This is a genomic window from Succiniclasticum sp. (assembly GCF_056977735.1).
On record NZ_DBMCWA010000001.1, the window covers coordinates 45,839 to 70,326 of the forward strand.

Annotated in this window: 16 protein-coding genes and 1 other annotated feature; of the genes, 15 read left to right on the top strand and 1 reads right to left on the bottom strand. The window is 50.5% G+C overall.

Annotated features, from left to right (window positions below; translation table 11 throughout):
• Nucleotides 1–119 precede the first annotated feature (119 nt).
• From ACZOWY_RS00200 to ACZOWY_RS00260, 13 genes are all read left to right on the top strand, one after another.
• Nucleotides 120–587, top strand: a complete 468-nt coding sequence (locus tag ACZOWY_RS00200) for a CBS domain-containing protein (RefSeq protein ID WP_484391356.1) — start codon at nt 120–122, stop codon at nt 585–587.
• A gap of 9 nt (nt 588–596) precedes the next feature.
• Nucleotides 597–1,985: an NCS2 family permease gene (locus tag ACZOWY_RS00205; protein ID WP_093912373.1), complete on the top strand. Its 1,389-nt coding sequence runs from the start codon at nt 597–599 to the stop codon at nt 1,983–1,985.
• 77 nt (nt 1,986–2,062) lie between these two features.
• Nucleotides 2,063–2,275: a binding site (T-box leader), on the top strand.
• Nucleotides 2,276–2,332: 57 nt separating this feature from the next.
• On the top strand, nt 2,333–3,595 hold the full coding sequence (gene leuC, locus ACZOWY_RS00210) for a 3-isopropylmalate dehydratase large subunit (RefSeq protein ID WP_484391357.1): 1,263 nt from the start codon (nt 2,333–2,335) through the stop codon (nt 3,593–3,595).
• Nucleotides 3,592–4,074, top strand: coding sequence for a 3-isopropylmalate dehydratase small subunit (locus tag ACZOWY_RS00215; protein ID WP_484391358.1), 483 nt, complete (start codon nt 3,592–3,594; stop codon nt 4,072–4,074). Before leuC ends, ACZOWY_RS00215 begins: the two co-directional genes overlap by 4 nt.
• A gap of 100 nt (nt 4,075–4,174) precedes the next feature.
• A complete protein-coding gene (gene leuB, locus ACZOWY_RS00220; protein ID WP_484391359.1) occupies nt 4,175–5,248 on the top strand; it encodes a 3-isopropylmalate dehydrogenase in 1,074 nt (357 codons plus the stop codon).
• Between the two features lie 141 nt (nt 5,249–5,389).
• Complete coding sequence (locus ACZOWY_RS00225) at nt 5,390–7,198, top strand: CCA tRNA nucleotidyltransferase (RefSeq protein WP_484391360.1); 1,809 nt, start codon at nt 5,390–5,392, stop codon at nt 7,196–7,198.
• A gap of 88 nt (nt 7,199–7,286) precedes the next feature.
• Nucleotides 7,287–8,042, top strand: a complete 756-nt coding sequence (locus ACZOWY_RS00230) for a C39 family peptidase (protein ID WP_484391361.1) — start codon at nt 7,287–7,289, stop codon at nt 8,040–8,042.
• Between the two features lie 115 nt (nt 8,043–8,157).
• A complete protein-coding gene (locus ACZOWY_RS00235; RefSeq protein ID WP_484391362.1) occupies nt 8,158–9,657 on the top strand; it encodes a hypothetical protein in 1,500 nt (499 codons plus the stop codon).
• Between the two features lie 223 nt (nt 9,658–9,880).
• Nucleotides 9,881–11,044 (top strand): efflux RND transporter periplasmic adaptor subunit, encoded by a 1,164-nt coding sequence (locus ACZOWY_RS00240; protein ID WP_484391363.1) that lies wholly within the window; start codon nt 9,881–9,883, stop codon nt 11,042–11,044.
• A gap of 12 nt (nt 11,045–11,056) precedes the next feature.
• On the top strand, nt 11,057–14,203 hold the full coding sequence (locus ACZOWY_RS00245) for an efflux RND transporter permease subunit (RefSeq protein WP_484391364.1): 3,147 nt from the start codon (nt 11,057–11,059) through the stop codon (nt 14,201–14,203).
• 158 nt (nt 14,204–14,361) lie between these two features.
• On the top strand, nt 14,362–16,098 hold the full coding sequence (locus ACZOWY_RS00250; protein ID WP_484391365.1) for an ABC transporter ATP-binding protein/permease: 1,737 nt from the start codon (nt 14,362–14,364) through the stop codon (nt 16,096–16,098).
• A 146-nt stretch (nt 16,099–16,244) separates the two neighbouring features.
• Nucleotides 16,245–16,781 carry a histidine kinase gene (locus tag ACZOWY_RS00255; protein WP_484391366.1) on the top strand — a complete coding sequence of 179 codons (537 nt, stop codon included), beginning with the start codon at nt 16,245–16,247 and terminating at the stop codon, nt 16,779–16,781.
• A 232-nt stretch (nt 16,782–17,013) separates the two neighbouring features.
• Nucleotides 17,014–19,656 carry a calcium-translocating P-type ATPase, PMCA-type gene (locus ACZOWY_RS00260; protein ID WP_484391367.1) on the top strand — a complete coding sequence of 881 codons (2,643 nt, stop codon included), beginning with the start codon at nt 17,014–17,016 and terminating at the stop codon, nt 19,654–19,656.
• 13 nt (nt 19,657–19,669) lie between these two features.
• Here the strand turns inward: ACZOWY_RS00260 and ACZOWY_RS00265 are convergent, their stop codons facing one another.
• The gene (locus tag ACZOWY_RS00265; RefSeq protein ID WP_484391368.1) at nt 19,670–20,953 is read right to left on the bottom strand and encodes an HlyC/CorC family transporter; all 1,284 of its coding nucleotides are present in this window, start codon (nt 20,951–20,953) and stop codon (nt 19,670–19,672) included.
• Nucleotides 20,954–21,162: 209 nt separating this feature from the next.
• Between ACZOWY_RS00265 and leuA the strand changes: the two genes are divergently transcribed.
• Both leuA and ACZOWY_RS00275 read left to right on the top strand, forming a co-directional pair.
• Nucleotides 21,163–22,860: a 2-isopropylmalate synthase gene (leuA, locus tag ACZOWY_RS00270; protein ID WP_484391369.1), complete on the top strand. Its 1,698-nt coding sequence runs from the start codon at nt 21,163–21,165 to the stop codon at nt 22,858–22,860.
• A 192-nt stretch (nt 22,861–23,052) separates the two neighbouring features.
• A complete protein-coding gene (locus ACZOWY_RS00275) occupies nt 23,053–24,402 on the top strand; it encodes a pyruvate carboxylase subunit B (protein ID WP_484391370.1) in 1,350 nt (449 codons plus the stop codon).
• The last annotated feature ends 86 nt before the right edge of the window (nt 24,403–24,488 follow it).

Below are 24,488 nucleotides of genomic sequence, written 5' to 3' on the forward strand. Positions count from 1 at the left end.
TTTATAACTGAAAAATGCAGTTCACAGGATTTTTATAAAATGTTATAATAAACCAGGATTTCGATTCATATCTTTTTGCTTTCAATGCTGTCTTTTATATTAAAAGGAGGTTCTTTTTTATGGACTCAAATACTTTAGCAAAAGACGTAATGGAAACCGAACTTATTTCCGTGTTGCCGGAGACACCGGTAAAGGAAGTTGCCCGTCTTATGATTGACAATAAAATTTCAGCCATTCCTGTGGTTACCAAGTATAATGAAATCGTGGGCGTAGTAAGTGAAAACGATCTGATCAATAAGATTGTCAAACCCCATGAACCGGGAATCATGACCTTACTGTACCATGCGGCCCTTGCGTCAAGCGATAAAGTCCTGGAATACCGGCAGGCGCTGGCCCGCTGGAATGCGCAAACTGCAGAGGACGCCATGACGGCTCCCGCTATTTGTGTAAGTCCCGAGGATACGATTGAAAACGTTGGACGGATTATGCTTGACGATAAGGTGAAGCGTGTTTTTGTGGCGGAAGAAGGGCATCTTCTGGGAGTAATCAGCCGTTCTGTTTTTGTGGAACTGCTTTTGCGGGAATAGGAGGTCATTATGCAGGACGGAACATTGGAAAAGCTATTTCATCTGCGGGAAAACGGCACCACGGTAAAAACAGAGATCATGGCCGGTATTACTACGTTTATGACGATGGCTTACATTCTGGCTGTTAACCCGTCGATTCTGAGCGTGACTGGTATGGACAAGGGGGCGCTGCTGACAGTTACGGCGCTGGCCTCCTGTTTTGCAACGCTTTTGATGGCCGCATTTGCCAACTATCCCTTTGCGTTATCCGCAGGCATGGGTCTGAATGCCTTTTTTGCCTTTACAGTGGTCAAACAGATGGGTTATTCCTGGGAGATGGCGCTGGCTGCCGTCTGCGTGGAAGGCATCATCTTTATTGTCCTGTCCCTGACAAATATACGGCAGGCGGTATTTGATGTCATTCCCCTCAGCCTGAAACGGGCTGTATCCGTAGGCATCGGTCTGTTCATCGCCCTGATCGGCCTGTTCAATGCGCAGATCATCGTGGGCAACCCGGCAACCAAAATTGCCCTGTTTAACTTTAAACAGTCTGTCCTGGGAGGAACCTTCCATACGGTAGGTATTACTGTAGTGCTGGCGTTGATCGGTATCGTCATCACCGGCATCATGCTGGCGAGGGACGTGAAAGGCGGTATTCTGTGGGGTATCCTGGCTACCTGGATTCTGGGCATACTCTGTGAAGTGACCGGTCTGTACGTGCCGGATCCCAAAGTGGGGGCCTTCAGTGTACTGCCGGATTTTTCAGCAGGCCTGGCTTCTTTCCTGCCGGCGGATCCGTCCCCCATATTCCTGAAACTGGATTTCAGTAAGGTAGCTTCCGTTGATTTCCTGGTTATCGTCATGTCCTTCCTGTTTGTGGACTTTTTTGATACCCTCGGTACCCTGATGGGTGTTGCGTCCAAAGCGAATATGCTGCGCAAAGACGGCACGCTGCCCAACATTAAAGGCGCTTTAATGGCTGACTCTCTGGGCACGGTGGCCGGCGCGCTGATGGGCACCAGTACCGTTACGACGTTTGTGGAATCCGCTTCCGGTGTCAGCGAAGGCGGGCGTACCGGACTGACAGCCGTTACCACGGCTGTGCTGTTCTTCCTGTCGCTGTTCCTGGCTCCTTTCTTTATGGCGATCCCCGCGTTTGCGACAGCTCCGGCTCTGGTCATGGTAGGGTTCCTGATGGTTTCCTCCATTGCCCAGATTGATTTCGGTAATCTGCCGGAAGCAATCCCTGCTTACATGTGTATCATCGCCATGCCCTTTGCATACAGCATCTCGGAGGGCATTTCCTTTGGCATTGTTTCGTACGTAATCGTGAATACGCTGACCGGTCATACCAGCCGTGTCAGCCCGCTGCTGTATATACTGGCTGTTATCTTTATCGCGAAATATGTGCTGATTTAACCGGCGTTGCTAAAAAAGCCTTGACTTATTATTACATTTTTAGGATAATGAAATAGTACATTAACATGAATAATGTGTTAAATGCGATGAACGGAAATTGGTTTTTGGAAGGCGTTCAGAGAAAAAGCGGCTGGTGCGAGCTTTTCCCGGATAAAGACCATCTCGTCCGGGAGCTGTGCCTGTGAAAAAAGTAGCGGGCAACGTCAGCGTGCGTTAACCGCCCGGTTGAAAAGACCGGAACCTAATGAGTGATAAATCAGGGTGGTACCGCGATACAATTCGCCCCTGTCTGGAAACAGGCAGGGGCTTTTCAATTTTTAATTATAATTTTTGAGGAGGGGTTTCTTATGGGCATGACAATGACACAGAAAATTCTCGCCATGCATGTTGGACGGGAATTTGTGGAGGCCGGGGACCTGCTGGTTTCCCAGGTTGATCTGATTCTGGCAAACGACATTACCGGCCCGCCGGCGATCAATGAGTTTGAAAAGATCGGGCGCCCGGTGTTTGATAAAGACAAAATCGCGCTGGTGCCGGATCATTTTTCTCCCTGCAAGGATATCAAATCCGCTACCTTGTGCAAACAGATGCGTGATTTTGCCAGAAAGCATAATATTACCAATTACTTTGAAGTAGGACGCATGGGCATCGAACATGCGCTGCTGCCGGACAAGGGTCTGGTGGCTCCCGGCGAGATCGTCATCGGCGCGGATTCCCACACCTGCACCTACGGCGCGTTGAATGCTCTGTCTACCGGCATGGGCCAGACGGATATCGGCTGCGCCATGGCCAGCGGTACTACCTGGTTCAAGGTTCCTGCTGCCATTAAAGTAGAACTTACCGGCAAGCTGCCGAAATATGTAAAGGGTAAGGACCTGATCCTGACCCTTATCGGCATGATCGGTGTAGACGGGGCCCGGTACCAGAGCCTGGAATTTACCGGTCCCGGTGTAGCGGAACTGGATATGTCAGACCGTTTTACTATCTGCAATATGGCCATCGAAGCCGGTGGCAAGAACGGCATCTTCCCGGTGGATGCCAAGACGGAAGCCTTCCTGAAAGGCAGGGTGACCCGCCCCTGGACTGCGGTAGAACCGGATCCGGATGCAGTATATGACCGGGTCGTACAGATTGACCTGTCCAAACTGGTACCCGTAACTTCGTATCCGCACCTGCCGGAAAATACCCATCCCGTCAGTGAATCCCACCATATCAAGATCGATCAGGTGGTTGTAGGCTCCTGTACCAACGGGCGGCTGGAAGACATCGCCCAGGCTGCGGAAGTGCTGAAAGACCATAAAGTGAACGAGAACGTCCGCTGCATCATCATCCCGGCGACCCAGGAAATTTACCAGGAAGCCATCCGCTTAGGCTACGTGGATATTTTCATCAATGCAGGCGCGGCGGTTTCCACACCGACCTGCGGTCCCTGCCTGGGAGGCTATATGGGAATCCTGGCGGCAGGCGAACGCTGTGTTTCCACCACCAACCGGAATTTCCGCGGGCGTATGGGTCATGTGGACAGTGAAGTGTATCTGGCCAGTCCCTACACGGCGGCAGCCAGCGCGGTAAAAGGTTACATTGCTTCGGCAGAGGAGGTATTAGGATGAGCAAGATCTGGCGTTATGGGGATCATGTGGATACGGACGTTATTATCCCGGCCCGTTACCTGAATATTTCTGATTTCAACGAACTGGCGGAACACGCCATGGAAGATATTGACACAACTTTTGCCCCCAATGTGAAAAAAGATGAAATCATGGTGGCAGGCAAGAACTTCGGCTGCGGCTCTTCCCGTGAGCACGCACCCGTGGTGATCAAAGTAAAAGGCATCAAGTGCATCATCGCGGACAGTTTCGCCCGTATCTTCTACCGCAATGCCATCAACATCGGCCTGCCGGTTCTGGAGATTGGCGCAGAGGTGGAAAAGATTAAAAAGGGCGACGATGTGGAAGTGGACCTGAAGACCGGCGAAATCAGAATTGTGAATAAAAACCTGGTCATCAAAACAAAACCGCTGCCGGATTTCTGCCAGAAAATCGCGGACTGCGGCGGCCTGGTCAATTACGCAAAAACACAGGCGCAATGAAAGTAAAGACACAGCGGAAGGTTTAGGTAAAGCCGTCCCGGCTTCGCCTTACGCTGTTTATCCGAATACATAAAGTACAAAGACAAGGAGACTGTCTAGCATGAAAATCACCTTATTGCCGGGCGACGGCATCGGCCCGGAAATTGTAACTGCTACTGTAAAAGTCATGGACGCGGCGGCCAAAAAATTCGGCTTTGCGTTGGAATACGACCACCAGCTGCTGGGCGGCTGTGCAATTGACGCGTATAATGATCCCTATCCGGAAGTTACGGAAAAATCCGCCAAGGCGGCGGACGCCGTGCTGTTAGGCGCGGTAGGCGGCCCCAAGTGGGACAACGTGGATCCGGCCATCCGTCCGGAGAAAGGCCTGCTGCGCATCCGTAAAGATTTAGGCCTGTACTGCAACCTGCGCCCCATGAAGGTAAGCAAGTTTACGGCACATCTGTCCCCCTTGAAACCGGAACGGGCAGCCAATACGGATCTGCTGATCGTCCGGGAACTCACCGGCGGCATTTACTTCGGCACCCATAACGAAGCGGCTATGGTGGACGGTGTGGAAACTGCATCGGACATTGACCTCTACACCCGTCCGGAAGTGGAACGGATCGCACGAAAAGCCTTTGAAGCGGCCAAAGTGCGCCGGGGTAAGGTGACTTCGGTGGACAAGGCCAACGTGCTGGCGGAATCCCGCATGTGGCGCCGTATTGTTACGGAAATGCAGGCGAAGGATTATCCCGAGATCGAACTGAACCATTTATATGTAGATAACTGTGCCATGCAGCTGGTGCTGAATCCCGGCCAGTTTGACGTGGTGCTGACCAATAACATTTTCGGTGACATCCTGTCGGACGAAGCGTCCGTCCTGGGTGGTTCCATCGGCCTTTTGCCCAGCGCCAGCCTGGGCGACGGCACCGGCCTCTATGAGCCCATCCACGGCAGCGCACCGGACATTGCGGGGCAGGGTATTGCCAATCCCACGGGCACCATCCTTTCCGCTGCTATGCTGTTCCGGTATTCCCTGGACCAGCAGGCGGCGGCAGATGCGGTGGAAGCGGCTGTGGATAAGGTGTACGAAGCCGGATATCGCACGCCCGACCTGTACGGGGAAGGCATGACGAAAGTCAATACACAGGAAATGGGCGAGCTGGTAGCAAAAGCCCTGTTGGAAGCCTGAACCTGAACAGGGAATGAATCATCAGTATAAATGAATACTATGTAAAAATGAGTAAAAATATGAATGGGACTGCAAAATTGTTTTGCAGTCCCGTTTTTGTGTTATAATTAAACGATAATAGTTAATAAGGAAAAAACTGTCATGCAAATACGTTTTCCGGATTATGTTTCCAAAACTTTATATATTTTAAACGATGCCGGGTATGAGGCCTATGTGGTAGGCGGCGCAGTGCGGGATCTGTTGCTGGGCGCCGAGCCCGGTGATTACGATATTGCGACCAATGCCCGTCCGGAACAGATCGCTTCCGCGCTTCGGGCTGCCGGTTATGTGCTGGCGGAAAACCTGGGGGAAAATTATGGGGTGACGGTTGCTGTGACAGAAGGACATTCGCTGGAAATTGCAACCTTCCGCAACGAACGTTACGTCTACGGGCAGGATGCCCACCGTCCGGAAGAAGTATGGTATTGCGATACGCTGGAAGAAGACTTGTCGAGGCGTGATTTTACGGTGAACGCCATGGCGATGGACGGTTCCGGGAAGCTATATGATTTTTATGGCGGCAGGGAAGATTTGAAATCCGGATTGCTGCGCACCGTCGGAGATCCCCGGAAACGGTTTGCGGAAGATGCCCTGCGCATGTACCGGGCCTGCCGTTTTGTGGCGCAGTTAGATTTTACTTACGTGGAAGGTAATGATACCGCGGAAGATGTGCTGGGTGATTACGATGAAATGCTGACGGTAGAACAAAACCTGCGCATCGCAATGGGTAATGCAGGAAAAACAGTGCCGGACGATATGAAAACCATGGGGCCGGATGCCCAACTGACCTGTGGCCTGGCAGTGAATACTTCAGAATGCGGACCGCAGGAAACCGGCAGAGGAACCGGTCTGTCTTTTGGCCAGCCGGGGACGAAGTATTATCGGAAGAAGCGTTATCTCTTTGATATCAGTCGGTGCCGTTATCTTTCTCTGGAACGTGTCAAAACGGAACTGGATAAAATGCTGCTGGGAAAAGCTGCCGGCAAAGGGCTGGCCCTGTTTCTTTCCAGTGGGCTGGCGAATGCACAGTGCAAGGTACGGGACAAGGGAAGCGATATGTTCGTGGATGTGTTGCCGGAACTGACCCATCTGCCCGGCTTGCCTCAAAACATCCGGTTTCACTGTTATAATGTGTGGGAACATATCCTGGCAGCGGTGGATAACGGTCCCCGTGACCTGGTCTTACGGTGGGCGCTTCTGCTCCATGATGTGGCTAAGGGATTGCCGGGAGTCCGGGGTACGACGCCGGACGGTTATCCTAACGATCACGGGCATGAGAAAGAGAGTGCGGTAATGGCGGAAGCAATCCTGATGCGGCTGCACTATCCCCGGACTTTTGTGCGGAAGGTCCGCTGGCTGGTGGCCAAGCACATGCGGTTTGCACCCATGCTGATCCATAAAAACAATACGTTGCTGCGCTGGATCCGCAGTGAAGCGACAAGTGGGGCGTTTCGTACGGAACAGGAAATGGCGGAGGCTTTTTCCCGGCTGGTAGAGATTTTTCTTGCAGATATGGGGGCGACCTGGGCCGGTGTGCTGCAGGAGCCTGTGATGGAAGAAGGGCGCAGGCTGGGAGAAGAGGCGATCCGGATTGCCCGCGACCAGATGCCGGTACATACTTCGGATTTAAAAGTGCGTGGCAGCGAAATACAGAAACTGCTGGCACAGAAAAATGTATGCGGTTTGACGGAAGAGAAAGAAACTTTTTCGGAAACATGTGCTGAAGAAAAAAGAGGCTCTGCAGCACAGACGTTGCCAACGATACGGGATTTACCACCGCTGACCGTGGGTGAGGCTATGAAATATCTGCTGGCCCGCGTGCAGAGCGGCAGTATTCCCAACGAAAGAGGCGCATTGTTGCAGGCGTTAGGGAAAAAGCTGGAAAAGTTGAAAACGGAGAATATAGAATGATATCCATATTCTGATGACAGGGTAAAGGAATGATAATATTGTGGTAAAGAAAGCTATACTGATAGCAATTGCAGTTTTTGCAGTAGCAATGTTAAACTTTTATACAGATAAATCATCTGACGGGCAGGCGGAACCGGTCGGCAATCTGGCAGCCAAACTTGTTCTTATGCTGAAAAAAGACGGTGGGTCCGCTTCAGTTCAGGGTCAGGCAGATGTAAAAGAATCTCCGTATTTCAAAAGGGTTGATTTTTACAACATGAAATCCGGCGGGAATTTACTGCTGCTGGAAAAATACAGGACATACCAACAGCATGCGTACTATACCTGCGGCCCGGCAGCTGCGCTGACGGTTGTGCAGTATTTCCTTGGCAATGCTCCTGATTCTGAAATGGAAATGGCCAAAATCATGGGAACTCATCCTGCCGGGGTAAAAGATCCGGGAACCAATACCCGGGGCATGAGCCGTTATTTTGAACAAAAAGGCTGGAAGGTCCGAAACGCCCTGAAAGATGGCTCTCCCGAAACCTATGAAAAGTTTATTGAATTCGTTGATGATAACCTGAAAATGGGTATTCCCATTATGGTGGAGAACGTGGACTGGGGCGGACACTGGCGCGTTATCATTGGCCATGACACTCTGGGTGATACCATCGGGATGAACGATGTGCTGATTCTGGCAGATCCCTACGATACCACAGACCATGACCAGGACGGATATAACGTTATTTCGGCGCAAAGGTTTTACTATATGTGGTTCGACGCCCACCTGTTCCGGGAAAATGAAAAGGAACGGCAATGGCTGACGGCAGTGCCGCCGGATTTTATGAATAAACAGGAAAAGTAAAATATGATATAATTAATATATTATGCTTGTATACGACATAAAAACCGGGCGGACAGATACCCGGATCGAAGTGCAAGACACCTTTAGATGTAGAAGCGATAGACGGAGGATGGCAATGTTAAAACGTGTTTTGGGGGGATTAGGTGTACTGTTGCTGCTGACAGCACCGGTATCTTCTGTACAGGCTGCGCTTTTGGCCAAAGTGGAAGCAGATGTGGATGGAAGCGGTCAGAAAGAAACAGTAGAGCTGACCGGGGAAAAGAAGATACCGGGCAGCAATTATTATTCCAACCTGTGGATTATGGTAAAAAATGCAGACGGGAAGATGCTGACGGCATGGAAAGCGGATCTGGACGGCGGCTATTACTGCCTGCTGGAAAAAATGCCGGTCAATGCCGTACCGGAACAGAAAACTGAAAAGTCAGAGCAGAAAAAAACCAAAACAGGAGAAAGCGCGGGAAAAGTCGAAAAGGAAACCGCCAAAAATGAAGAGGAATCAGAAAGACGCTTCAAAGAGCTTTTGGAAGCATTAAAGAGCGAAGATAATAACGGAAAATCCAGGGACGACAGTATAATTTCCAATAAGCCCCATGACCAGATTGTTCTTATGGCAGACAAAGGCGGAAAAAATGCTGCGTCCAACTGGAGGATACTGGACTTTTCCAACCGGAAACAGGTTCTGGAAGTTTTTTCCGGCGCGGACAGTATGGGGTTGCCGGCCAGGGCGGAATATAAACCGGACAACCAGTTTACGGTGGAAAGCAACCTTCCTGAAGCGGACGGTTCCTCAAGAACCGTATCTTTTTCCGGAAAAGCAAAAAATGTTTTGCGACTTTATAATGACGACGGCAGTATTGCAAAACCGCATCTGCATCCCCTGGTAACAGAGGTTGCGTCTCTTACCAAACTGGGGGGACGGCTGTTTACGGAGCAAAATGTGCTGGCAGCCAACGGCCGGGATCTGCTGGGGCATCTTGCCGTAAGGTGGGTACAGAAAGAAGACAGGTGGATACCGGAGGAAGCTGTGCTGACCGATACATTGGGCGAATTGCTGTCTGCAGATGATCCCAACCAGCCGTCAGGGGCAGGAAACTGGAAGCTGTTCTCCCGCAGGGCATTTATCGGAGACCGGGTCATCGGGCGCCCGGTGGTGGCTGTTGAAGAAAAGCCGGAGCTCCAGAACAAGATAAATGAAAAATTGTATGCCTGGTATGCTAAAGCACCGGAAGAGGATGAAAGAGCTTTTCAGGTCAAGTTTGCCGGTCCGAACCTGCTGAGTCTGGAACTGGGCCATCGGAATAAAAACGGGGAAGTGATCCGTACGCTGTACAATTTTGATATGCGGAACGGTGAACTGATTCAATTAAATGATTTATTTGATACCAAAAATACTGATTTTCTTAAAGTGATTAATCTGACAGGAAGGCCAAAGGACTGCTTTCTTGCTGCTAAACCGGTTTTCTGGCATTTTACCGGAAAACACTTTGTACTGCAGGACCGGCTGCTTGGGGAAGGGTTCCAGGATGAAGAGGCTATCCATTTGGCAGTCGTAGAAAAAGCTGACCTGCTTCCGTTTTTGAAGGATAAAAGAATAATAGAAGAACAAATAAACTGACTGATTGGTCAGTTTTTAAAGAAAATCGGAATAAATTGGAGAAAAACAAAGAAATTGTGAAATAAATCGGCCTGATCAGATTTGCATTTTGGCGTATTTTCAATTATAATAAAACACATGCTGAAAATTGGATAGTCTCTTTAAATATAGATGTATTCAACAGTTATACCGGTTATTATTTTTAAGAAGATGCAAACAATCGGGTTCAGGGAGGATATATTTTATGTTACGTAATTTCCATGGGAAATGGGGAAAAAGTTTTGCTGTTGCGCTGGCGGTTTCCGGACTGCTGGCTTTTGCCGGCTGCGGAAATAAGCAGGCCCAGCAGAAGGCGGCGGCGGTTGTGCCGGTCAAGACCATGCAGGTCATAAAGAGGGATACACCGAATGTGCACGAGTTTACCGGTTTTGTGGAAGCCCAGCAGGAAGCGAAGCTGACGGCCAACGTGTCCGGTAAAATTACCAGCAAGAACTTTAACGGCGGAGACTGGGTGGAAGCGGGTCAGGTACTGTTTACGATTGACCAGCGCACCTACCAGGCAAACCTGCTGAATGCGCAGGCCGGTCTTGCGGCAGCACGGACGGAATATAACCGCTTGAACGCGGACGCGGAGCGGTATGCAAAGCTGTACGAGCAGAATGCCGTATCCAAGCAGCAGTTTGATCTGGCAGTCGCCCAGCGGGATTCTGCCAAAGCACAGGTAGCGGCCCATGAAGCGATTTTGGAAAACGCGCAGATCAATATGGGCGATACGGAAGTAAAGGCTCCCTTCTCCGGCAGGATCAGCACCAGCGACCTGTCCGTAGGTAACTTTGTGGCAGCCGGGCAGACCGTACTGGCCACCATGAGCAACACCAATCCGGTACGGATCAAGTTCAGTATGTCTGAAAATGAATATCTGCAGCTTTCCAAAGCCCATTCTGATTCCGGCGCCAAAGCGCTGGAAAATTTGAAACTGGTTCTGTCTGACGGCAGCGTTTATACCGGCGCAGGCACCGTAGACCAGGTTGACCGGGAAATTGGCAGCGGTACCGGCGCGTTAACATTAAAAGCGAAATTCAGCAATGACAACAATGTGCTGATGCCGGGCATGTTCGCCCGTCTGCAGGCCAATGCGGGAACGATTAAGAATGCCATGCTGATCCCCCAGCGCGCGGTGAAAGAAATGCTGTACAAGAAATTTGTCTTCACGGTGGGCAGCGACAATAAGGTTGATATGAAAGAAGTTACCCTGGGTGCCCGCGTGGGTAAACTGTGGCTGGTAGAAAAGGGCCTGAACGGTGATGAGACGCTGGTAGTGGAAGGCGTCCAGAAAGTAAACAAAGGATCCGAAGTAAAACCGGCCGCCATGACGGAAGCCGACCTGAGCAACGAAAGCAAGCAGTAGGAGGTAACCCAAGTGGCTAAGTTCTTTATCGACAGACCGATATTTGCAATCGCCCTGTCCCTGATTATCGTCTTTGCCGGCGTTATTGCAGGGTTCAGCCTGCCGATTGCACAGTATCCCAATATTACCAAACCGCAGATCGAAGTGGAGACCAACTATGTAGGTGCCAATGCTTCCACGGTAGAAGAATCCATCGCCCAGGCCATTGAACAGAAGGTCAACGGCGTTGAGAACATGCGCGACATGCGCTCTACCTCTACCAATACCGGCCGTTACGTGCTGGACGTAAACTTCAATCTGGAAAAGAACGGCGACATTGCCTCTGTAGAAGTGCAGAACCGTGTAGACCAGGCCAAGGCTTCCATGCCTACCGAGGTTGCCCAGTACGGTATCACGACGGCCAAGATGTCTTCCCAGACAATCATGTATTTTGCGCTGACGTCTCCCAACAAGACCTACGATGGTATGTTCCTGAAAGCCTATGGCGCATCCAACGTAGTCGATCCTGTCAAGCGTGTTAAGGGCGTTTCTTCCGTTGGCGAATACGGCCCGGAATACTCCATGCGTGTGGAGGTGAAGCCGGACCTGATGGCCCAGCTGGGACTGACGGCTGCCGATATTGCGGCCGCGATCCAGAGCCAGAACATTCAGGCGCCGGTTGGTTCCATTGGTGCCAAACCTACGGCGGAAGATCAGGAGTTCAAATATTCCGCCAGCGCCCAGGGTCGTCTGAAAACCCCGGAAGAATTTGGCAACATTATTGTCCGGGCTGCGAACGGGCAGATTATGAAACTGAAAGACATTGCCAGGATTTACGAAGGCGAACGTATGGATACGCCTTCTTCCCTGTTTTTGGATCAGGGCGAGGGCGGCGAATCCGTTATTTATCCAATCTCTCTGACTACCGATGCTAACGCGATTGAAACCGTAGCGGAAATACGTAAGGTTCTGGAAGATGCGGAAACCCGTTTCCCGCCGGATATGAAGCTGGTAATTGCTTCGGATAAGACACAGTTCATCCGTGAATCGCTGGAAAAAGTGGCCCATACCTTCTTTGAAGCGCTGGTTCTGGTATTGATCGTAGTGTATATTTTCTTAGGCAATATGCGGGCCACGCTGGTTCCCATGCTGGCGGTCCCCGTTTCCCTGATCGGTACCTTTGGCGCCTTTGTATTGCTGGGCTTTTCCATCAATACCCTGTCCATGTTCGCCATGATCCTGGCCATCGGCCTGGTTGTCGATGACGCCATCGTTGTGGTGGAAGCCGTAGAGCATCACATTCAGGAAACGGGACTGAGTCCGAAGGAAGCAACCTACCGGGCCATGAAGGAAGTATCCGGGCCTGTCGTAGCGATTGCCTGCGTGCTGGCGGCGGTATTTGTACCCATTTCTTTTATGAGCGGTTCCACCGGCCAGTTGTATAAGCAGTTTGCGCTGACCATTTCCGTATCCATGATGCTGTCGGCTGTCGTTGCCCTGTCTCTGACGCCGGCCCTCTGCGCCAAGCTGCTGAAGCCCCACGCCAGCGCAGCCAGCGAGGAAGCCAATAAGGGTTTTATCGGTAAGATCATTTACCGCTTTAACGTGTGGTATGCCAATACCCTGGCCAAATATACAAACCAGGTGGGAAAATGCATCCGCTATTCCAAGCTGATGATGTGCGGGCTGCTGGTGATCTGTATCCTCACCGGTTTCCTGTTTAAGGTTACGCCCACCGGTTACGTGCCAGACGAAGACCAGGGCATGTACCTGGTATCCTACAATCTCCCGGAAGGCGCGTCTTCCAACCGCGGTATGAAGCAGATGGAAGACTTTTCACGGAAACTGGCTAAATTACCAGGCGTAAAATATGTTATGCCTGTAAATGGGTTCGACGTGCTGAGTATGGCACCGAAATCCAGCGCCGGTATCATTCCGGTTATGATGGAAGAGTATGACAAACGTTCCACCAGCACCTTTGAGCTGATCGGACGGACCTATGCCATGGCTGCCGAAACGCCGGAAATGAATATCATGGCCTTTAACGAACCGGCGCTGCCGGGCCTGTCCAGTACAGGTTCTCTGAGTATGTACATTATGAATCTGGGCGGCGACTCTATTAACCAGATGAATGAATACGCCCGCCAGTTTGTTATGAAAGCCAACCAGCGTCCGGAAATCGGCGTAGCGTACACGACATTTAATACGGATACGCCCGGTTACAAATTCAATGTGAACCGTGAAAAAGCAGAATCCCTTAACGTGCCTGTCGCCAGCGTCTTTACGACGCTGCAGACATTCCTGGGCGGTATGGAAGTGAACGACTTTAATAACTTCGGCCGTACCTGGAAAGTAGTTATGCAGGCCCAGCCCCAGTATCGCGATGACGTGAAGAATATGCGGTTCTTCTTTGTGCGCAGCAACAACGGCGAAATGGTTCCGCTGGATTCCCTGGTTTCCGTAGAACCGGAGATGACGGTACCTTCCATTACCCGGTTCAACGGCGCCAGCGCGTTCAAGATTGCCGGTTCCCCGGCAGACGGGTACTCCACCGGTCAGGCAATGGCGGCGCTGGAAGAAGTGGCACACGAAGTACTGCCTACCACGTATACGTATGAATGGACCGACCAGAGCCGCGACGAACGGGAAGCGGGCAACCAGGCCTATGGCTTATACGCGATTTCCCTGGTGTTCGTATTCCTGGTGCTGTGCGCCCTGTACGAAAGCTGGACCATCCCCATCGCCGTACTGCTGTCGGTTCCGCCGGCGGTCATGGGCTGCCTGGGATCCCAGTTCCTGCGGGGCCAGCAGAACGATATTTATATGCAGGTCGCCATGATCATGCTGATTGGTCTGGCAGCCAAGAACGCGATCCTGATTGTAGAATACGCCAAGATGAATCTGGAGAACGGGCAGGACGTGGTGACGGCAGCCATCAATGCGGCCCATCTCCGTCTGCGTCCCATCCTGATGACATCCTTCGCGTTTATTCTGGGCTGTCTGCCTCTGGCAATTGCTACCGGCCCCGGCGCCGGTTCCCGTGTGTCCATGGGTAATGCCGTTGTCGGCGGTATGACCTTCAACACCTTTGTCGGCATATTCCTGATCCCGGTGCTGTTTGTTGTGGTGGAACGCTTCTTCAGCCGCGGAAAGCATAAGGAAGAAACAATGGAAGCATGATTTGTGAATCATTTATGAAAAATTGTAAAAACTTGAAAATTTATGTTGTCTGGCAGGTATGAAATACTTGCCAGACGTTTTTCTTTCTTATAAAATAGGAATGTAGTTTATTTATTAAAATAAATTCATAAATTGTAACGTGGTAAGGTGTTTTTTGGATGAAAAAAATGGATGAAAGCGTCCGCTTTGTAAAAAACGTCTGGGCGCTGACCAAATCGTACTGGCAGAGCGAAGAAAAGAAAAAGGCTTATCTGCTGTTGCTGGCCATCATTGCCCTGACGTTGGGCGTGGTGTTTATGCTTGTGCAGCTCAACCAGTGGTATAATGTTTTTTACAGCGCATTGCAGAATTACGAAAAGGAAAAAATCTTTTCGGAACTGTTCCATTTCAGCTGGCTGGCCTTCATTTATATTATACTGGCTGTTTATGCTTTTTATCTGCAGCAGGTGCTGATCATCAACTGGCGCCGCTGGCTGACCAATGAGTATATTGATGAATGGCTGAACCATAAAACCTATTACCGTCTGCAGATGTTCGGTACGGCGACGGATAACCCGGACCAGCGTATCAGTGAGGACGTCCGCATGTTTGTGGAATATACCCTGCGTTTTGGCATCGGTATTTTAAAGGCATTTACTACATTTGCATCTTTTGTAGTCATCCTGTATAATTTATCGGGTCCCCTGCAGTTTAAGCTTGCCGGAATGGATATCCACATTCCCGGTTATCTGGTGTGGACGGCGCTGTTGTATTCCATGGTCGGGACCTGGCTGACCTATAAAGTGGGCAATAAGCTGGTAGGCCTTAACTTTGTGCAGCAGAAATACGAAGCGGACTTCCGTTTTGCCATGATGCGCATGCGTGAGAACGCGGAAAGCGTGGCCTTTTACAGCGGGGAAGGCCATGAAGGCAGTGTCTTTAAAAAACGTTTTACGTTATTGCTGAACAATTTCTGGAACATCATCAGGAAACAGAAGCAGCTGACCTGGTTGAACAGCTGGTATTCCCAGATCGCCATCATTTTCCCGCTGGTAGTGGCCATGCCCCGTTATCTGGCCAAAGAGATCACCCTGGGCGGCCTGATGCAGATATCCAGTGCATTTGGGCGGGTGCAGGACAGCCTCTCCTATTTCGTGGATATGTATTCCTCCATAGCGGAGTGGCAGGCTGTGGTAGAACGTCTCACCGGCTTCGGTCTCCATATGCGGCAGGTGAAGCAGGAAAACGCGCAGCAGGACCTGCAACGCAGAACCGGCGCAACTGATGCGATTACAGCTGCGGACATGGATGTGACCCTGCCTGACGGATCTGCTGTTTTGCACAACGTTTCTTTCACGCTGGAGCCCGGAACCAATGTGTTGATCAAGGGTGTGTCCGGCAGCGGAAAGAGTACGCTGCTGCGGGCGCTGGCGGGAATCTGGCCTTATGTAAAAGGCACGTTGGAAATCCCGGCGGAGAACAAGCTGATGTTTATCCCCCAGCGGCCCTATCTTCCCCTGGGTACATTGAAGGAATCCCTCCTGTATCCCGGAACGGAAACCCGCACTGACGAAGAACTGAAACAGCTGATGGAAGACTGTTGTATCGGTTACCTGTACGATAAACTGTATATTGAGGCGGACTGGAGCCACGTGCTCTCCGTAGGCGAACAGCAGCGGCTGGCCTTTGTCCGGGCGCTGATCTACAAACCGGTGTGGCTGTTCCTGGATGAGGCCTCATCCGCGTTGGATGAAGAAACAGAAGCAAAGGTCTACACGCTGTTGATGGAAGAGGCGCAGCGGACTACGCTGGTGAGCGTAGGTCACCGCAGTACCCTTAACAAATATCATCAGAAAGTACTGTATCTGGATAAGGAAATCCATTCCCTGTACTGGCAGGAAAAAGCTTCTTTATGATATAATAAATATTACTGTATGTGGTACAGATCATGCTTTATAAGAAACTGCTGCGGATCGGCGGTTCCTTTAAACCGGATGACAGTTGTGGCAGCCGGACAATAAATTTTTATTAAAACTATTTAATATGTTGAGAGGTGTTTAACATGGCATTGGAAAGTTTACAGGATCAGATGGGAAACGCAAATCCGCCCAGAGTGAAAGCGGAAAAATTTGATAAGTTTATGCAGGAGCGTGAGGTAAGCGGCTTCCATAAAGAAGCATACGACGATCAGTTCCGTACGGTGGTGTATTTCAGCGGATTGCAGACTGCAGGACAGCAGCAGTTCGTCCAGGTAGTGCTGAACGATTCGATTTACGGTATGATCAAAGTGCTGGTGGGTCATAAAGTCGTGAATGAGCAGAACCAGGCTAAAGTCCTGGAATATCTGAACCAGCTCAATCACCGCTTCGGTGCCTTCAAATATATCGTGACCCCGGACGGGAACCTGGAATTGGACTGCAGCCTGATCGCCAACGATGAAACCTTTGATCCGGAAGTGATCATGGTCATGCTGCTGAATGTGATCCAACCCCATCTGGAAAGCGAGTTGCTTCGTCTGCCTGCCGTAGTTGGCGGCCCGGTAGGTGTAAATGTGGAAGAAGAAGCAAAAGATGAAAGCCCGATTCATCTTGTACATTAATAATGATGCGGAAAAGGACAAGACATGAGCAAAACATCGGAAGCGATTGCGCTATTCCATGAGATGAAATTTGCCGTCGTGGCGAGGCTGTTTGAGGGACGAAGTCCCGAGTTCCGAAGCCACAGGCGAATGAATCCATGGAATAGCAATCGCGGACGGTTTTGCGATGTCTTATCCTTTCCGCATTATTTTTATGCACAGTAACAATTTGTCTTAACTATTAGGAGATTTCATGACGAAAATTGGCCTGACCAGCGAAGAAGCTGCACAGTCATTAAAAAAATACGGCAACAATGCATTAAGCCAGCCACCCCGCCAGACATTTTGGGAAAAACTCTGGGATAATTTTCAGGATCCCATCATCCGGATCCTCATTGTGGCACTGCTCGTCAATGTGGTCTTTGTTTACATGGGGCATGCGGACTGGATCGAGACAGCGGGCATTTTTGTGGCAATTCTATTAGCAACTTTTGTGTCTACGTTGTCTGAATATAACAATGAGAACGCCTTTCAGAAACTGCAGGAAGAAGCCAGCCGTATTACCTGTAAAGTGTGGCGTGACGGGCAGCCTGTGGAACTGCACATCGATGACATCGTAGTCGGGGACGCGGTGCAGCTGGAGAGCGGGGATAAGGTCCCGGTTGACGGTGTGCTGCTAGATGGATCCCTGAAGCTGGATCAGGCGGCGTTGAACGGGGAAAGTGAAGAAGCAGGAAAAAAACCGGCTCCTCCTGATTTTTCCTGGGGCGGGGAAACGGATTTTCTGAATCCGTATTGCCTGTACCGTGGTTCTGTCGTAGTGGAGGGGCAGGGTCTGATGCGGGCGGAAAAGATTGGAGACGCTTCCGTATACGGCCAGCTGACCCAGGAACTGAAAGAAGTGGACCGGGACAGTCCGCTGAAACTGAAACTGAAGCACCTGGCAGACAAAATCAGTTGCTTCGGTTATGCCGGAGGCATTCTGATATTTTTTGCGGTGCTTTTGCACAAACTGTTCATGGCCGGAGGCTGGGCTGCCTATGCTGCAAACACTGCCCAGGTCCTCAGCGATGTGGTACAGGCGCTGATCCTGGCTGTCATCATCATCGTGATGGCAGTGCCGGAAGGATTGCCTCTGATGATTGCCATCGTTTCTTCCCTGAACATGCGGAAGATGCTGAACGATCACGTGCTGGTTCGCAAACTGACAGGGATTGAGACGGCGGGCAGTTTGAACCTGCTGTTTACAGATAAAACCGGTACCATTACCAAAGGGCAGCTGGAGGTTGTGGACTTTATCACCGGCGACCTGAAGGAATACGCAGCCTTTGACCAGCTGCCTGTCCCAATCCGGGAAATGGCCTATGAAAACGTGGTCCTCAATACCTCGGCCGCCGTTGCTGAAGGCGCCATTGTGGGCGGCAATATTACGGAACGGGCCCTGACCCGGTATATTGGCGACTACCGCAAGCTGCAGATGCCGTTACGGAATACATTTGTTCCTTTTAACAGCGCCACAAAATACTCCTTTGCGGGAGTGCAGGGCGCCAGTGAATATACCCTGGCCAAAGGCGCGCCGGAAAAACTGCTGCAGTACTGCGATTATTACTGGGATGATAAGGGGCACTGCCTTCCTTTCACGGAGGACATGAAGCAATCTCTGGATGAGAAGATGGTGGAACTGGCAGGACGGGCCATCCGCATGCTGGCCTTATGTACCTTCCCAAAAGCCGTGTACGGGCCGGAACTTCCGCAAAAGGGAATGGCCCTGACGGGAATCCTGGCAATCCGGGACGAGGTGCGTCCGGAAGCGGTGGAAGCTATTAAAAGAGTGCATGAAGCCGGTGTGCAGATTGTCATGATCACCGGGGACCGGAAAGAAACCGCGGTGGCCATTGCCAGAGACGCCGGACTTTTACGGAATCCTCAGGATCAGGTCTGGACCAGTCAGGAACTGGCGGCCATGTCCGATGAAGAGGTAAAATTAAATCTGCCGGATCTTCGGGTGGTATCCCGGGCACTGCCTCTGGACAAACTGCGTCTTGTCAGTATTGCCCAGGAAATGAACCTGGTAACGGGCATGACCGGTGACGGCGTAAATGATTCCCCCGCTCTGAAGCGGGCCGATGTAGGCTTTGCCATGGGCAGCGGAACAGAGGTGGCCAAGGAGGCAGGCGATATTGTCATTCTGGACGATAACTTCCTGTCCATCAAACAGGCGATCCTGTACGGACGGACGATTTACAATTCTATCTGCAAGTTTATCGCGTTCCAGCTTTCCATTAACTTTTCTGCGGTACTGATCAATTTTATCGCGCCTTTTATCGGTGTGGAAAAGCCCCTGACCATCATTCAGATTCTTTGGATCAACCTGGTGATGGATACGCTGGCTGCGCTGGCCTTCGGCGGGGAGCCGGCCCTGGACCGTTACATGAGGGAAGAACCGAAGAAACGCAGCGCGCCGCTGGTATCCAGGGGCATGATGTCAACCATTGTGCTGAGCGGTCTGTGGATGACCCTCGTGGCGGTTGCCTTTTATAAATGCAGCTGGGTGGATTCCATTTTCCGTGATGCCCCGGATCACATTTATACTTATACGGGATTTTTCTGTGCCTATATTTTCATGGCGGTTGCCAACGGGTTCAATGTAAGGGTGGAAGGTCTGGACCTGTTGGACCATATAGGGAAGAATCCGGGATTTCTGCAGGTCATGGGCGGTATCATCCTGATCCAGTTCCTGCTGACGCTGTTTGGCGGCAGCGTACTCCGGACGGCTCCGCTGAATGGGCAGGAATGGAGCTTCGTTCTGCTTTGTGCCGTATCCATCCTTGTTGTGGACGGGCTGCGGAAACTGTTCCGTCAGCATTTTGGGTATAAGACGCCAACCAATAAGTAAAAATTTCTTTATTCTAGCTATTCACCATATGTGTTACGATAATTTTCTTTAGCCGATGCTGTTCCACTTTCGTAACTTCTACATGCAGGTCCTGATAGGTGAAAGAGTCTCCCTTTTTGGGAATTTCACCCAATGAGTCGATGACCCAGCCGCTGATAGACTGGTTTTCCAGATTGTACAGATCGAAATCCAGCTGAATGTAATCAAAAAGATCCCGGAGGTTGGCATTTCGGGAGTTGCTGTCGCAGGAAACCAGATATTTGTTGTTTCCCAGCTTGTGGAAAACGGAAACAGCATCATCGTGTTCGTCCCAGATTTCGCCTACCAGTTCTTCCATGATATCTTCAATCGTAACAATACCGGCCACGCTGCCGTAACTGTCAATGACAGCAGCCATCTGCAGTTTGTTGCGCTGCAGGTTTTTCAGCAAGAGGGATATTTTGGTGGAACGGTGTACATACGCAATATTCTTAATAATGGTTTTCAGGTTGAATTTCGGATTCTTTAAATACGAATTGTAAAAGTCCTTGGCGTGCAACAGGCCGATGATGGTGTTTTCTTCCGCGTCATAGACCGGTAAGCGGGTGAAATGATTTGTGGTAAACTGCCGGTAGATTTCCGCGTTGCTGTCAGTGATGTTGCAGGCGACCATATCTACCCGGGGCGTGTAGATTTCCCTGACCCGGATATCGTTGAATTCAATTGCCGATTTGATAAGGTCGCTTTCATCTTCGCTGATGGTTCCCTCGTTTTCTACTTCGTCTACCATGACTTTCAATTCTGCTTCCGTGATGGTCGGCTTTGCTTCCTTCTTGCCGGAAACGATATGACTGAGCCCGTCCTTCAGCTTTTTGAAGAACAGATTCAGCGGCGTAAACAACCGGGTATTCCACCATAACAACTTATGGAACGATAACAGGAAGGCTTCAGGATATTCCTTGGCCAGGCTTTTTGGGGAAATTTCCCCTACGATCAGGATGACGATCGTGGTGACGGCAGTAGCGACGGAAACGCTGTTTTCATCTCCTACCAGCTTGATACAAAGCAGGGTGGCGATGGATGCCGTGCCGATGTTCACGAGATTGTTGCCAACTAAAATGGTTGACAGGACCTCGTCGAAATGCTCCACCAGTTTCAAAATTCCGGCTGCGTTCCTGTCTCCGTTACGGGCCAGGTTCTTGATGCGTATCTTATTGACAGTGCTGAGAGCGGTTTCTGAAGCAGAATAAAAAGCAGAACCGCAGAGAAAAATGAAAAGGATTATCAGATATTGATAAAGTTCGTTTTCATCCACCATAAAACGTAACACTTCCTTAATACAGTGATTGGCAGTGGCCGTGCAAATGTTGCGCGCACTGTAATATTGTTTCTATAAATTATATGAAAAAAAATGTATCAGGTCAAATAAATCGGTTTGACTTATTAGTAGCTTGTTGTTATAATTATCGACACAATTACAGTATTATATTATTGTATAATAAGCAAGCAGGAAGAGGGGAGTCGAAAATGAAAGCACCGGCAAAGAAATATATTCCCTTTGCGCAGATTCCATTGGAACACCGTGAATGGCCTGACCATATTATTGACAAAGCACCCGTTTGGTGCAGCGTAGATCTGCGGGACGGCAACCAGGCGCTGGTTACGCCTATGCAGCTGCATGAAAAGCTGCGCATGTTCCGTACTCTGATAGATATAGGTTTTAAGGAAATTGAAATCGGATTTCCTTCTGCTTCCGAAACCGAATATGAAATTATCCGTACCCTGATCGAACAGGACATGGTGCCGGATGATGTGACGCTGCAGGTTCTCGTGCAGGCAAGACCGGAGTTGATCAGAAAAACATTTGAGTCTGTCAAAGGCGCAAAAAATGTTATCATTCATTTTTATAATTCCACATCTACCCTGCAGCGCAAAATCGTCTTCCAGAAAGACATGGACGGCATTGTGGACATTGCCGTGCAGGGCGCGAAGCTGATCCGCCAGCTGACGGAAGAGGAAATAGCCCGCAGCGGCATGAACATCCGCTACGAATATTCTCCGGAAAGCTATACGGGAACGGAACAGGATTTTGCTGTTCGTATCTGCCATGAAGTGATGGAAGCGCTGGGCGCTACGAAAGAAAATCCGGTCATCATCAATCTGCCGGCGACGGTTGAAATGTGTACGCCCAACACCTATGCGGACCAGATCGAATATTTTATCAAGCACCTGCCCAACCGGGAAGCGGCCATCATCAGCCTGCATCCCCATAACGACCGGGGCACGGGCGTGGCCTGCGCGGAACTGGGGCTGCTGGCCGGCGCGGACCGGATCGAAGGTTGCCTGTTTGGCAACGGGGAACGTACCGGCAATCTGGATATCGTGACGGTGGCGCTGAACATGTACACCCAGGGCGTGGATCCGAAGCTGGATTTCCACGATATTTTATCCGTCGGCAGAGTATATGAAGAGTGTACCAAGATGGAAATACCGCCCCGGCAGCCTTATGTGGGGAGTCTGGCCTTCACCGCTTTTTCCGGCTCCCATCAGGATGCCATTAAAAAGGGCTTTGATTATATGAAGAATACGGGGACGGACTACTGGGAGGTTCCGTACCTGCCCATCAATCCGGAAGACATTAACCGGCAGTACGAGCCGATCATCCGTATTAACAGCCAGTCCGGCAAGGGCGGCGCGGCCTTTGTGCTGGAGCAGGCAAAAGGGTACCGCATGCCCAAGGCCATGCAGCCGGAATTCGGAGATATTGTCAAAGCCGCAGCCGATGCCTACGGCGATGAACTGAATGAGGTGCAGATCGTTTCCCTGTTCAATAAAGAGTTTATTGAGCTGAAAGGCAAATACGAACTGATCGAACGCCATTTTATTTACGAAAAGCATAAAGAAAAGGATAACGATAATCCGACGATTTTTACCGGCGTCATTTCCGTGGACGGCGAACACATGGACATGATGGGCCGGGGGAACGGCCCCATCGATGCGTTCTTTAATGCGCTGGCTAAAGTAGGCGTTACCGGCTACAAGTTTATTAACTACGACGAACATGCAATCAGCGTCGGCTCCAATGCGAAAGCAATCTGCTATATTGAGCTCCAGAAACCGGATGGGAATCACATTTTCGGCGTAGGTATCCACAGCGGTATCGTTGTGGCTTCTCTGTTGGGAATCCTTTGCGCCATCAACCGGGCGGAAAAGCAAAAGGCATAATATTTCAATATTTTTTATAAAAAAGACTGTGGTGATCCCGCAGTCTTTTTGCGTTTTAATCAGGACTGATTCGCATTGTATTTTGTATACATACAGGTCTTTCTGTGTTATAATATGGGAGTAAGATTCTGCATAACAATCTTTCACAGGCAATACGATTCATTTTAAATAGTTCGGTAAAGGAGTGTTACGATGACAGAAGTAAAACCGTTAAAAATTACAGAAACTGTATTGCGGGACGGTCCGCAGTCGTTGGTTGCGACCCGGATGCGGGTGCAGGATATGATTCCGGTTCTGGAAAAACTTGACAATGTCGGTTATCATGCCATTGAAGCCTGGGGCGGCGCTACCTTTGATGCCTGCCTGCGTTTTCTGGACGAAGATCCCTGGGGACGCCTGCGCATTTTACGGCACCGTATGCCGAAAACACCAATCCAGATGCTGCTGCGCGGACAAAATTTATTAGGCTATAATCATTACGCAGACGATGTGGTAACAGAGTTTATCAAGAAGAGCGTGGAGAATGGCGTGTCCATTATCCGTGTGTTCGATGCCCTTAACGATACGAGAAATCTGGAAACATCCTTCAGAGCAGGAAAGCAGGCGGGAGCCCATATGCAGGGCGCGCTGGTCTATACCACCAGTCCTTACCATAAACCGGAAGACTTTGTGCGGCTGGCAAAAGAAATGGTACAGATGGGGGCGGATTCCATCTGCATTAAAGACATGGCCGGCCTGCTGAGCCCCTATGGCGCAGAAAAGCTGATCAAAGCGTTAAAAAAGGAAATTACGGTTCCGCTGGAACTGCATAACCACTGCACCACCGGTCTGGGCCACATGACGGCCATGAAAGCGGCGGAAGCCGGTGTGGATATTCTGGATACGGCGCTGGCCCCCTTCTCCGGAACGACGAGCCAGCCCTGTACGGAAGCCATGGTGGCGACCTTGAAGGAAAGCCCACGGGATACCGGACTGGATCTGGAAGTCCTGAATGACCTGGCGGAATATTTTACCGGCGTAAAGAGCAAAATAGTCAATGAGTTCCATGTGAACCCGAACTTTAACGTAAATCCAAAAGTTTTGTTGTACCAGATTCCCGGCGGTATGCTCTCCAACCTGCGCAGCCAGATGGCAGGCATGGGAATCGGCGACAAACTGGATGAAGTGCTGAAGGAAATGCCCAAGGTGCGGAAAGATCTGGGTTATCCGCCCCTGGTTACGCCGACCAGCCAGATCGTAGGTTCCATGGCGGTTATGAACGTGGCAATGGGCCGCTACAAGATGATCCCCCGTGAAGTAAAAGAACTGATCCGGGGCCGCTACGGCAAAACGGCAGGCCCCATCGACCCGGAAGTTAAGAGGCTGGCCATCGGCGACGAACCGGTTATCGACCACCGTCCTGCCGATGACATTAAGCCGCAGCTTTCGACGATGCGGGACCGTCTGGATGAGGCGGGATATCCCGGTCTCAGCGTGGAAGACGTACTGTCTTACGCCCTGTTCCCGGATGTAGCCTTAAATTATTTCCGCAGTCACAGATAATCGGGAAGCCAACACGGTTTCGCATTTAAACAGTGCTTCCCTAAGAAAAACAACCGGACTGATTTTATCGATAGCCGGCGGATAAG